The 12,773-nt window shown below is 31.5% G+C and carries 9 protein-coding genes; 6 read left to right on the top strand and 3 right to left on the bottom strand.

Annotated elements, in window-relative coordinates; translation table 11 throughout:
* Positions 1–387: 387 nt before the first annotated feature.
* From HHU08_RS20205 to gloA2, 3 genes are all read left to right on the top strand, one after another.
* Positions 388–1,725, top strand: a complete 1,338-nt coding sequence (locus HHU08_RS20205; RefSeq protein WP_169187606.1) for an ISLre2 family transposase — start codon at positions 388–390, stop codon at positions 1,723–1,725.
* Positions 1,726–2,056: 331 nt separating this feature from the next.
* Positions 2,057–3,019 (top strand): UDP-glucose 4-epimerase GalE, encoded by a 963-nt coding sequence (galE, locus tag HHU08_RS20200; protein ID WP_016202175.1) that lies wholly within the window; start codon positions 2,057–2,059, stop codon positions 3,017–3,019.
* 114 nt (positions 3,020–3,133) lie between these two features.
* The gene (gene gloA2, locus HHU08_RS20195; protein ID WP_169189145.1) at positions 3,134–3,523 is read left to right on the top strand and encodes an SMU1112c/YaeR family gloxylase I-like metalloprotein; all 390 of its coding nucleotides are present in this window, start codon (positions 3,134–3,136) and stop codon (positions 3,521–3,523) included.
* 273 nt (positions 3,524–3,796) lie between these two features.
* Here the strand turns inward: gloA2 and HHU08_RS20190 are convergent, their stop codons facing one another.
* Together HHU08_RS20190 and tagD are read right to left on the bottom strand one after the other, a co-directional pair.
* Positions 3,797–4,972 (bottom strand): CDP-glycerol glycerophosphotransferase family protein, encoded by a 1,176-nt coding sequence (locus HHU08_RS20190; RefSeq protein ID WP_205835654.1) that lies wholly within the window; start codon positions 4,970–4,972, stop codon positions 3,797–3,799.
* Positions 4,965–5,360: a glycerol-3-phosphate cytidylyltransferase gene (tagD, locus tag HHU08_RS20185; RefSeq protein ID WP_016202177.1), complete on the bottom strand. Its 396-nt coding sequence runs from the start codon at positions 5,358–5,360 to the stop codon at positions 4,965–4,967. The genes HHU08_RS20190 and tagD overlap by 8 nt, the downstream gene beginning before the upstream one ends.
* A gap of 283 nt (positions 5,361–5,643) precedes the next feature.
* Here tagD and HHU08_RS25775 point away from each other — a divergent pair, with 283 nt between their 5' ends.
* Positions 5,644–7,740 (top strand): CDP-glycerol glycerophosphotransferase family protein, encoded by a 2,097-nt coding sequence (locus tag HHU08_RS25775; RefSeq protein WP_016202178.1) that lies wholly within the window; start codon positions 5,644–5,646, stop codon positions 7,738–7,740.
* Between the two features lie 25 nt (positions 7,741–7,765).
* Here HHU08_RS25775 and tagU read toward each other — a convergent pair whose 3' ends face one another.
* Positions 7,766–8,695, bottom strand: a complete 930-nt coding sequence (gene tagU / locus HHU08_RS20175; protein WP_169189143.1) for a polyisoprenyl-teichoic acid--peptidoglycan teichoic acid transferase TagU — start codon at positions 8,693–8,695, stop codon at positions 7,766–7,768.
* A gap of 270 nt (positions 8,696–8,965) precedes the next feature.
* Here tagU and galU point away from each other — a divergent pair, with 270 nt between their 5' ends.
* Together galU and HHU08_RS20165 are read left to right on the top strand one after the other, a co-directional pair.
* Complete coding sequence (galU, locus tag HHU08_RS20170) at positions 8,966–9,856, top strand: UTP--glucose-1-phosphate uridylyltransferase GalU (protein WP_016202180.1); 891 nt, start codon at positions 8,966–8,968, stop codon at positions 9,854–9,856.
* Between the two features lie 211 nt (positions 9,857–10,067).
* Entirely contained in the window at positions 10,068–12,719 is a 2,652-nt protein-coding gene (locus HHU08_RS20165) for a glycosyltransferase (protein WP_016202181.1), read from the top strand.
* The last annotated feature ends 54 nt before the right edge of the window (positions 12,720–12,773 follow it).

The following is a 12,773-nucleotide window of genomic DNA, read 5'->3' as shown; positions in this document are numbered from 1 at the left end:
ACCTATGTATTGTTTCCAAGAAAACGATTGCGCTAAGAAAATAAAGGTATTTATCGAGAAAGTGAAGTCATGATGAAAAGGTTTGTGAAAACGTTTGCGCAAAATAGCAAAAAAAGAAGATGGTTGAATTTAATTGTTGAAAACGTTTTCTGCTGATTCTTTTTAAAGATACTATGTTTTTCGGTTTTTGACAATAGTTGTATGAGTAAAATGTTTGTGGGAGATGTTGTACCCTGTTTCTCAATGGATGGGGCGTAGATCCATCCATTGAGAAACAGGTCACCAAACGGAAGTGCGGTAGATGGAAAATAAAATCAAATGAAAAAAGGACTCTCTTCTTGTATAGTAAAGTCTGCGAAAACCACAAATACAAGGAAGAGGAGTCCTATGAAAAAAGATACCATACAATTACCCACATTAAAAGAACTGGAAAAAGATTTATTTGTTATGCTTCAAAAGACATTTGGTGAAGTTCTCACGAAGCAACTCGAAGAAATGGATCAACAGATTGCAGAAAATAGAGATAAAAAGAGATTTTACCTTCAGGATAAGCGAGCCGTAGAGATGGATACTTCATTCGGTTCTATTATCATCAATCGGAATTACTATAGGGACAGGGAAAAGGGTGGATACGTTTATCTCCTTGATCACTATTTAGAGTTTGAGGGGTCAAAAGGTTTCAGTCCCCTAGTTGAAACGATGGCAATGGAAATGGCAGTTCAAGGTACATCCTATCGTCATGCTTCCTCCATGATTGAGAAACTTCTAGGTTACAAAGTAATCAGCCATGAGACTATTCGTCAACACCTTCTACAAACAGAAGTTACTTTCGTCAAGCCGACCGACCAATTGAGGAAAGTGCTCTTTGTAGAAGTAGACGGACTATATGTGAAAAGGCAACGTGGAAAACGACGTGGGCGGGAAGAAAAGATTGCTTCCGTACATGAGGGCTGGATAGTCAACGGGAAACGAACATCCTTAATCGCAAAACGTCACTATGTCCACAAAGGTAAAGAAGCGTTCTGGGAAGGATTTGAGCAGTTCTTAATAGATAATTACAACTACAATCCGAGTGAACATCACCTCGTAATTAATGGGGATGGAGCCCAGTGGATTACGGCTTGTCAGGATCACTATAAGAATGCATTCTTTGTCATCGACCGATTCCATGTAGCTCGTGAGGTTAAAACGCTTTTCAAAGGCCATAAGAGATATAGAGTCATTCGTAAGAAACTGGCTCAATATGATGCGAAAGGATTCCTAGTGGAACTTAATAGTGCAGTTGGTACTCTTGAAAACGAAAAGAAAGAAGAACGGTTAGAAGAGTTCATACAACAGCTGTCAAAATATCCTCAGGCCCTTGGAGATTATCGCGAATGGTTGAAGGAAAAAGACATAGACACAAGCCACTATCGTCCAATGGGAAGTGCGGAAGGAACGATGAGTGTATTCGCTAAACGGCTTAAAAACGGCCGCAGCTGGTGCGATAAAGGAATACAAGCATTTATTGACTTTATGGTTGGTATGAAGGATGAATTAGAAATCAAGACGATTTTAGGACGAATTAACCCTAACGATCAAACCGCTTCTGTTTCTCAGCCAAAATATTATGTGGAAAAGTTAAAGAGTTCAGTCGGAGAGCTAACAAGAAATAATTTATCATATTTAAATCGGCAAAAAGGAAAGCCGATATACCATGCTTTACAAGCCTTACGAGGTTTTTAAAAAATGAAGGAAATGAACAAAAACAAAACTAAATTGTTTAGATAACGCTTTCATTTAGGTGGGAAATATAACTAAATAAGAGGGGAGTTTTTCTATCCAAAAAAAACTCCCACAAAAACTTGACTCAATCACAATAGTTTTTGTAGTTTTTAATATGAGAAAAAGTGATATAATGACTAGATTATTTTAATTTTTATCTGACAGAGTAAGGTATCAATATAGGTTTTTCTTTTTAAGTTATTATATTAAACTTCTTATAAGAATAATAAATGTAAAAGATGTGATAAAATAGGAAAGAATTTAAATTGTAATTTAAAGGAGAATTATTCTTATGATTTTAGTAGTAGGTGGAGCTGGCTATATTGGTAGCCATCTAGTCAAAGAATTAGTGGAAAAGGAAGAAGTGGTAGTACTAGATAATCTTGCTACCGGACATGAGGAAGCTGTTGATTCTCGTGCAGTTTTCGTAAAAGGTGATTTAGGAAATGTGGAGGACTTAGAATCCATTTTTTCGAAGTATCCAATTAAAGCAGTCATGCATTTTGCTGCTTTTAGTCTAGTAGGTGAATCTGTTCAAGATCCGTATAAGTATTATGAGAATAATGTTGCTAATACATTAACATTATTAAATGTCATGTTAAAACATAATGTTAAAAACTTTATATTCTCATCTACTGCGGCTACATATGGAATTCCGAAGGAGGAAATAATTGTAGAAAAATCAGAAACTTCCCCTATTAATCCGTATGGAAGATCAAAATTAATGGTAGAACAAATTTTAGCTGATTTTCATGCAGCTTATGGACTTAATTATGTAGTATTACGTTATTTCAATGCCGCAGGTGCTCATGTATCAGGCGAAATCGGCGAAAATCATGATCCGGAAACACATTTAATTCCGATTATCTTACAGCAATTATTGGGAGAAAGAGAGTCTATCTCTGTCTTTGGTACAGATTATCCAACAGAAGATGGGACTTGTATTCGCGATTATATCCATGTAACAGATTTAGCAAATGCTCATATAGCTGCATTAGACGCCCTATTAAATGGAACAAAGAAAGCAGAAACCTATAATCTTGGCAATGGGGTGGGCTATTCTGTAAAACAAGTAATTGAAATGTGTGAAAAGGTTACTGGTGAAAAAGCGAACGTAATTCTTGGTGATAGAAGAGCAGGAGACCCAGCAAGATTAGTTGCTTCTTCAGATAAAATATTCAGCGAACTTGGCTGGAAAGCAGAAAGAGGCTTAGAGACAATTATTGAAAGTGCTTGGAAATGGCATAATAAATAATACTGAAGGCGAAGGAATCAATACAATTTCTTCGCTTTTTTCTAACACTCCGGTCTTATTTTAGGTTGGATAGCTTGTCTCAGCAATCGTATTTAACACAAAGGGAGCTAAAAAATGTTTAATGTAAATCGTATTCATCATATAGCAATTATCTGTAGTAATTACGAAGTTTCTAAACAATTTTATGTTGATCTATTAGGTTTTAAACCACTAAACGAAGTATACAGAGAAGAAAGAGACTCATATAAGCTAGACCTTTTAGTAAATGATATTTATCAAATTGAACTTTTTTCTTTTCCTAATCCAAAGGAAAGACCAAGTTATCCTGAGGCTGCTGGCTTACGTCATATTGCATTTGAAGTGAATAACATAGAAGAAACTGTACAATATTTACAATCGAGCAATATTACAGTTGAAGAAATTCGGATTGATCCAATTACAGCCAAAAAGTTTTCCTTTTTTGCAGATCCTGATGGGTTACCAATTGAACTATATGAGGCTTAATTAGCATGTGCTTTTCCCTTATATTGAGAAAGGGAACAAACAGTTTGTAAAATAAATTGCTTATCTTGAGAACTTAGTAATCTCCAGCTTCCAGCTTTTATTTTCATATTTATCATCCTTTCTACTATTTTTTCTTATAGTATATATATACCGCGTTTAATTTCATTGAAAACACTAAAATTATCAACAAAAGCTGACAAGTATTTCCCGAGAAATGTCGGGAGGTGAAAAAGTGGCCTTTAGCAAATTGCAAAGACCACTTTTTTATAAATATTATTTTGTTAACCAGTTATTTATAGTTTGAACTACGTTTTTACTAGAACTACCAACTGAATACGTATTCCATTCTTGATGAAAATCTGCAATTTTTTCTAATTGAAAAGAAGAATGGTGAATGATTTCAACGATATCTTCGGTTGAAAAAGCAATGGGACCAGGAACAAGTTCATGATAAGGTACCCAAAAACCTCGAGTCTTTCTGTATTCTTCTAAATCATAAGGATAAAAAATCATTGGCTTTTGCAAAAATGAAAATTCAAAAGGTATAGAGGAGTAGTCCGTTATTAATATGTCGGTAATAAATAATAAATCATTCAAAATAGGGTAATCAGAAAAATTATAAACAAAGCCGTTATAGTCACTAAAATCTATCTGATTATTAATGCTAGGATGAAGACGAACAAGAATGATGTACTCCGATGCTAAAGCATTTTTTAAATAGGAAAGGTCTAAATGAATTTGATTAGATAATTCTGCTTCATTTTCTCGAAAAGTTGGAGCATAGAGAATAATTTTCTTGTTTTTTAGATTGGTATACTTTTTATAAAAGAAGCTTGTCACTTTCTCTATATGTTCTTTATCAAAAAAAATATCTGTTCTTGGTATTCCCATTTGTAGTATTTGACAGGAGGAAGCAGAGAAGGCTTCACAAAAGATAGCAGACATTTTTTCTGAACCAGAAAGAATATAGTCAAACTGTTTATAAACAGCCGCGAATCTCTCTTTCGCTTTATTTGAACGATCCTTGACACTTAAATCTTTCCAGCCAAAAGTTTTAATTGCGCCATTCGCATGCCAAATCTGTAATTTTTTTACACTTTTCTTGAATGTGATAGAAGATAAGAAACCATAATAATTATCTAATATAATCACTTGAGATGTTGCTAAAAAATATATTCCTTTAAGGAAAGATAAAGGATGTTTTGGAGAGAAGTGCAAAACCGTATCTCTTGTAATCCGTTCTTTAAAAAAAGGATGAGTTTTATCATCTGTTAATAAAATGCATTGGATGTTTGGGTAATTTTTCTTTAATTCCTCATAGAGATGAGTAGTATTTTCAACAAAAGACACACAAAAAACTATTTTCTTCTGTAAAGGAAATAGTTTTGCAATTCCAAATAGAAAAGAAAATAGTTTTAAGTATAAGTAAATGGCTAACTCTCTAACCATTTACTTTAAATAAGTCCTTTTTAATTTTTGTTGTGGAAATCCCAACCGTTCTTGGAAGATAAACCACTTCACAGTAATCCTTTAAGAAGTCAAATTTTCCTTCCCAATCGTCTCCCATAACAAAAATATCAATGTTATGATCTACAACATCTCTTATTTTTTGGTCCCAATCATGCTCAGGAATTACTTCATCAACATAACGAATTGCTTCTAAAATCATTTTTCGATTATCATAAGTATGGTATGCTTGTTTATTTTTAATGGCATTAAATTCATCGCTGGAAAGGGCAACTGTTAAATGATCGCCTAATTCCTTAGCTCTCTTTAAGATATTAATATGGCCCCAGTGTAATAAGTCGAAGGTTCCATAAGTAATTACTTTCTTCATTGTTTGCCTCCTATTTAAATAAATTATTTTAAGTATGAGCCTAAATATTATTTTCTTTTTTATTTTATTAAGATGGAAACTTGGTAAAGATGGTATTAGGATTTATTTCATTCTTATATATTAAAGCACTTCCTTTAAACTGACAAGTAAATACAAATAATTTGTAATTTGGCGGAATAAATATGTAATTTTAGTATTACATAATAAGACTAGTTTATTCTCTATATTATCAATAGTAATAATAAAAAACATAACGTGTAGTATAAATTAGGAGATGTGAAATTTGAAAAAGGAATTACCTCATATAATTTTAAGTAGCTTAAATGTTATGGAAACAGAGATGATAATATCATTTGATATAAAACTCAATTTGCTAGATGGAAATAAACTGTTACTACAACTTAATAAAAGAAATAATCAAGGAAAAAAATTAGTGTTTCCTGTAAAAACTAAAAAAATTAAAAATTCCCATGCATTAATGGAAGCAGAAATTGACTTAGAAAAAAATAAAATTTTTTTCAGTGAGATAGATGTACTGGATGTATATATAATAATAAATAATGGAAAATCAGAATCAAAATATCGATTAAAAAGCAAGAATGAGCCATTAGAATTTAAGTTATATATATATGAGTCCTTAGGAAAGACTGTTTATCCATATACAACAAATAAATATAATTTATCTTTTAAAACAATACGAAATGGTATAATTGCAAGAGTGAGTGAGGTCCATCTAGATAGAGAAGGTCTATTATCCTTTTCTGGTTATGTTATTAATACTCAACAAAAAAATGAAATTAACCCTAAAAGATATTTAGTAGTTACAAATCACGATAGTGAATTAATGGAAGAAATGCCTTTGAGAATATTGGATACAAAAGAATTCCAAAAAGACTATTCTCTTTATTATTATAGTGGTGAGATGTTTTTGCCAAAATATATTCAGACAGATGGTTTAGAGTTTTTTAGGTTTTACATAAAAGAAACTTATGAAAAAGATACAAAAATAATTGAAAAATATAGTCCTCGAGTTCAAGTTTCTCCCTTTGAAGATATAAGTCATGAAGCGTTAATCTATATAAAAGGGCTTAAAAGGAAAATTATTGTAAAACAGACAAAGTCAAAAAAGTTTTTATCTACAAAAATTTATGTGTATAATCGAAGAAGAGAATGGAATAGTCAAATTAAAATTAAATTAAAGAAGTGGAAAAATAAAAAAATGTTAAAAAGAATATACAAAGTATTGTTTAAATTAACAAGTATGCTACCAGTAAAAAAAAATACGGTGATTTTTGAGAGTTTTTTAGGAAAACAGTATAGTGACAATCCTCGCGCATTATACGAATATATGAAAGAAAATTATCCTAATTATAAATTATATTGGAGTGTAGACAAAAGATATCTACACAATTTCGAAGGTAAGAATGTAGAGGTTGTTAAGAGATTTTCTATTAAATGGATGTTTGTGATGGCGAGAGCTAACTATTGGGTTAGCAATAGTAGGCTTCCATTATGGATACCTAAACCAAGAAACACTAAGTACATACAAACATGGCATGGAACACCTCTAAAAAAATTAGCAGCTGATATGGATGAGGTACATATGCCAGGAACAGATACAATTAAATATAAGGAGAATTTTCTTAAAGAGTCTTCCAAGTGGGATTATTTAATATCCCCCAATTCGTATTCCTCTGAAATATTCGAGCGAGCGTTCGATTTTAGAAAGAAAATGATTGAATCGGGTTATCCAAGAAATGATGTATTATATAGAGATAATTCGAATGAAAAAATAGAGGAACTTAAGGTTCAATTTAAATTACCATCAGATAAAAAGATTATTCTTTATGCTCCAACATGGAGAGATAATCAATTTTATGGAAGGGGCAAATATAAATTTAATTTAGAATTAGATTTGCCTTTAATGAGAGAGCAATTAGGTGATGAATACATCGTAGTACTTAGAATGCACTATCTTGTAGCGGAAAATTTTGATTTAACACCATATGAGGGGTTTGCATATGATTTTTCAAATTATGAAGATATTAGAGAACTTTATCTGATCTCAGATTTCTTAGTGACAGATTACTCTTCTGTATTTTTTGATTATGCTAACTTAAGAAAACCAATGATCTTTTATGTATATGATATCGAGGAATATCGCGATAAACTCAGAGGGTTCTATTTCGATTTTGAAAAAAAAGCTCCAGGTCCTCTTGTGAAAACAACGAAAGAAGTGATTGGTGCGATAAAGGTTGCTGAATTAGAAGGTTTAAGTGTTGATTTTGAAAACTTCTACAAAAGGTTTTGCTATTTAGAATGTGGAAAATCATCAGAAAGAGTATGGAAAGAAGTATTAAAAGGCGATATCAACTCCTAAAGTTTGATATCGCTCTTTTTTATATTTACTTTATATTTAAATGTTCTTTTAATGTATTCTGGATTTTAGTTTTTTCTGATGCATCTACAATTAGATACCAAACTTTGTTAATTGTTTGCCCGGTACCAGTGATAGTTAATTGTTCGATATTATTGGCAGCACTTTTATAATTAGCTTGGATATCAACCATTTCATCAAAAGTGATGTCTGTCTTTATATTTTTACCCAGTGCCTCAAAGATATTATGAAAATTAGTTAATGAATTTAAACTAGCCCCTTTTTTCACAACAGCTTCAATAATCATTCTTTGTCGAAGTTGTCTGCCGAAGTCACCTCTAGGGTCGTCGTATCTCATTCGTGAGAATTTTAATGCATCTTCTCCGTTTAATGTAAGGGTTCCTTTTTTAAAATGTACTCCTTCATAGGTGAAATCGAGGTCATTATTTACTGTAACTCCACCTACAGCATTAACGATATCTTGAAAACCTTCCATATTAATTTGCATATAGTAATCAATAGGAATGTCAAGGAAATTTTCAACTGTATCCATTGCCATGGCGACACCGCCAAAAGCATATGCATGATTGATTTTATCAGTTGTTCCATGCCCTATGATTTCTGTACGAGTGTCACGAGGAATACTTAATAATTTTGCTGATTTCTTTTCAGGATTAACTGTGACCACAATCATGGTATCAGAACGTCCCTTATCTCCATCACGTTCATCAACACCAAGCATTAATATGGAAAAGGGTTCTTTGTTATTCAAACTTAATGTTTTATCTCGTTTAGAAGTTTCCCGTTCAATTGGTTGCTGCATAGTTTCAACAGCATTATTTAAAGAGTTCCAAACACTATATATATAAATTCCAACACCTATTAATAGTAATAATACTACTATTAGGGTAATTCGTAGCCATTTACGCTTCTTTTTTTTGGGCCTTTTAGTATCCATTCTTCTAAATCCTCCATATCTTGACAAAAATTGATAACTAATATAAGAATACCAGAAAGAATCAATAAAAGGTATAATTAATTTGAATAGTTGCTTAATGCAAAATCTAATCGCTATTCTATTAATATGCATCATAAGAAGTTGAATTTATACAAGCGATAATAAATATTATTGAGAATATAGGGGAAAAATAATATATAGAAGTTATGTTGGACAAAAAGAGGTAAAAATAATAAAATATATTATTATTTTTCTTAAGGAGGCTAATGAATGAGTAGAGTGAAAAAAGCCATAATACCAGCTGCCGGACTTGGAACTAGATTCTTACCAGCAACTAAAGCGATGCCAAAAGAAATGTTGCCTATTGTAGATAAACCAACTATTCAATATATTGTAGAGGAAGCTGTTGCCTCGGGAATTGAGGATATCATTATTGTAACAGGAAAAGGTAAAAGGGCGATAGAAGACCATTTTGATAATTCGTTGGAATTAGAAGAAAATCTAGTTGCAAAGGAAAAGTTCGAGCTACTTGCGAAAGTAAAGGAATCGGCAAATGTAGATATCCATTATATACGACAAAAACAACCCAAAGGTCTAGGACATGCTGTATGGTGTGCTAGAAATTTTATTGGAAATGAACCATTCGCGGTTCTTTTAGGTGATGATATTGTTGATAGTAAAAAGCCATGTTTAGGGCAATTAATCGAACAATACGATGAGACGTTATCTTCGGTAATTGGTGTTCAAAGTGTTCCAGAATCAGAAACTCATCGCTATGGAATTATTGACCCTGCAAGCCAGGTTGGTAGAAGATATCAAGTTAGTAGATTTGTTGAAAAACCTAAGCAAGGTACCTCTCCTTCGAATTTAGCGATTATAGGAAGGTATATTTTCACACCTCAGATATTCCGTTTTCTTGAAACGCAGGAGATAGGAGCAGGTGGAGAGATACAGTTGACGGATGCAATTGAGAAATTAAATCAAATCCAAAGAGTATTTGCTTATCAATTTGAGGGCAATCGCTATGATGTTGGAGAACAATTAGGTTTTATTCAAACTACAATTGAATTTGCGTTAAAGCGTGAAGATCTTAGTGAACCCTTAAAGGATTATTTAATTCAGCTAACGCAAAAACTTGTAGGAGAGCAAAATAATATTTAACTGTTACTTTTAGGGGAAATAGGAGCGTTCCCCTTTTTATTATGGGGAATTAATCTATCTTGCCTAAACGGTAGAATTAAGTATATAAAAACATTATAATAATGGTTGAATATTAAATATGATTTATTCTTAATGAATTATTTTCTATAGAATAAAAAAGAAACGTAAGGTAAAAGTTAAAATTAATATCACCGTATAAGGGGAAATAAACTTGAAGAAAAATATCTTAAAACCACTAAGATTAGCTAGGAAAACAGTGGAAAAAATAACTGGTTATGAAATTAATGTAACAGACCCAAATGGAAGATCTAGAAAAAAGACTAAATTTAATACTTTAATTAAGAAAGAAATGATTGAAAAGAAAGAATTAATTGTTAGAAAGAATAGAGATATTTCAACTAACACTGAGAAAATGTATTTTACAAATAAGAGTTTTAGTCAAGTAGTTGATTATACAAATTATTATGAGATTTTGGAAGTCAGAGATAATACTATTTTTTATGAAAGTTTCCACGGGAAAAATATGACTTGTAATCCTTATGCAATTTTCAAAACACTAATTAAGGATCCGAGGTTCTCTGATTTTCATCATGTTTGGGCACTAAATAACTTAAACGATTGCCCTAAAGAGTATCTCAATTTGCCAAATGTGGAATTTGTTAGAGTAAACTCAGAGGAATATCTCCAATACTTAGCTTCTTGTAAATATTTAATTAATAATACATCTTTTCCTCCTTACTTTATAAAAAAAGAAGGGCAAATTTATGTTAATACATGGCATGGTACGCCATTAAAAACATTAGGTAAAGATATGGAAGGATCATTAGGTCAGCATAAGAATCTCATGAGAAATTTTCTACATACAGATTACTTAGTTTCACCTAATAAATTTACCATCGACAAAATTATTGATTCTCATGATTTAAGGGGAATATATAATGGACAGATAATTGAATCAGGTTACCCACGGATTGACTTGGTGAAAGAAGATAACAATGTACTTGCTAATAAATTAAATATTAAAACAGATAAAAAAGTGATTCTTTATGCCCCAACATGGAGGGGCGAAGTTGGGAATGTTTCTGGTGAAATCAATAAGATAATAAGAGACATGAGAAAGCTTAAGTCAGTACTAGGGAAAGAATATGTCATTTTATTAAAAGTTCATACGTTAATGCAGAAATATATAAAGCAAAACAAATTAGATTTCGATGTAGTTCCGGATAAAATTGATAGTAATGAGTTATTTAGTGATGTAGATATTCTTGTTACGGACTATTCAAGTATTTTCTTTGACTTTTTAGCAACAAAAAAACCGGTTATCTTTTATGCCTATGATCGAGAAGAATACGAACGTGATAGAGGTTTTTATTTAAACTTAGATGATATGCCGGGGGCTATCTGTTCTACCATTGAAAGTGTGATAAAAGAGATTAAAAATGCATCAAATTATCAGGACGTATTCAATGAAAAGTTGGACAAATGTATAAATGAATTTTTATATTTAGAAGACGGTGCTAGCACACAAAGAGTAATTGATACAGTATTTTTCGAGAATAAGCAACATACTTATTCGGTAAAAAATGATAAAAAAACAATTGTTATGTATTGTGGAGGTTTCTTAAATAATGGAGTCACTACTTCTGCTGTCAATCTGATGAATAATATTGATTACGAGAGATACAATGTTATTGTAGCGGACAAATCAGAATTTGATGAAGAAAGTTCAAAAAACTTCATGAAGTTAAATAATCATGTGAAGAAATTATATAGAGTTGGAAGTATGAATGTCTCATTGAATGAGCTAGAAAGTCAAAATCAATTATTTGCTTATGCAGCTGAACAATTTTATAAAAAAGGTCCAATGAATTATCTAGAAGAAGATATTATTACTATGTACAAAAGAGAATTCAAACGCATGTTTGGGACAGTTGATATAGATATAGCAATTGACTTTAGCGGTTATGTTAAATTTTGGAGTATTCTTTTTGCAGCGAATGATATTTCCAAAAAAGCTATTTTCCAACATAATGATATGATGGAGGAATATGATAAAATTGTAGATAATGAATATAAACATAAGGAAAATCTAAGTGTTATTTTTCCGCTTTATAATAAGTATGATCATGTTATTGCGGTATCTAAGCATACAAGAAATAAGAATAAAGCAGGTTTATCTCATCTAGTGGTCAATAGTGATCAAAAAATGGTTTATGTTCATAACTCTATTAATTATCAATATGTCCTTAACGCCATTGCCTCAGTGGAAAAAGTGCAAGTGAATAACAAAGAATATTATATTGAAAAAAATGGGGACATAAATCAAATCCTAGATGGTAATGCAATAAAAGTACCTGATACATCTAAATTTAACTTTGTAACCATGGGTCGCATGTCTCCAGAGAAAGATCAAATTAAATTGATTAAGGCATTCGCAGAATTCCATAAAGAGTATAAGGATACAGAGTTATATATTATTGGTACGGGAGAATTAGAAGAGGAGATAAGATCAACTATTAAGTCTTTTGGGTTAAATGATCAAATTCATCTGGTGGGACAATTAGATAATCCATTCCCCTTAATACAAGATTGCGATTGTTTCGTCTTATCTTCTAACCATGAAGGACAGCCTATGGTACTGTTGGAATGTTTAATCTTAAATAAACCTATTGTTGCAACAGATATACCAGGGAATAGAAGTGTTCTAGAGAATGGCTATGGAGAATTAGTGGAGAATAGTATAGAAGGTTTAGTGCAAGGCTTAAAAAAAATGAGAGAAGTAAAACCAACATTTAAGAAGTTTGACTACGTAGAATATAATAAGTCTGCTATGGAAATGTTTTATAGTTATATTCAGGTTTAATTATTTACAATATAGGGAAGATGTCCTTTATTCAACATCTTCCCAAAATATATA

This window comes from Niallia alba (genome assembly GCF_012933555.1).
GTDB lineage: Bacteria > Bacillota > Bacilli > Bacillales > Cytobacillaceae > Niallia > Niallia alba.
Note: the sequence above shows the minus strand (reverse complement) of the source record. Positions and strands in the feature narration are given on the sequence as shown.

Coding starts and splice junctions, on each gene's coding strand:
- gloA2 (WP_169189145.1), top strand. CDS start 3,134: ATGTTTAATGTAAATCGTATTCATCATATAGCAATTATCTGTAGTAAT.
- tagU (WP_169189143.1), bottom strand. CDS start 8,695: ATGGATACTAAAAGGCCCAAAAAAAAGAAGCGTAAATGGCTACGAATT.
- tagD (WP_016202177.1), bottom strand. CDS start 5,360: ATGAAGAAAGTAATTACTTATGGAACCTTCGACTTATTACACTGGGGC.
- galE (WP_016202175.1), top strand. CDS start 2,057: ATGATTTTAGTAGTAGGTGGAGCTGGCTATATTGGTAGCCATCTAGTC.
- HHU08_RS20190 (WP_205835654.1), bottom strand. CDS start 4,972: ATGGTTAGAGAGTTAGCCATTTACTTATACTTAAAACTATTTTCTTTT.
- HHU08_RS20205 (WP_169187606.1), top strand. CDS start 388: ATGAAAAAAGATACCATACAATTACCCACATTAAAAGAACTGGAAAAA.
- galU (WP_016202180.1), top strand. CDS start 8,966: ATGAGTAGAGTGAAAAAAGCCATAATACCAGCTGCCGGACTTGGAACT.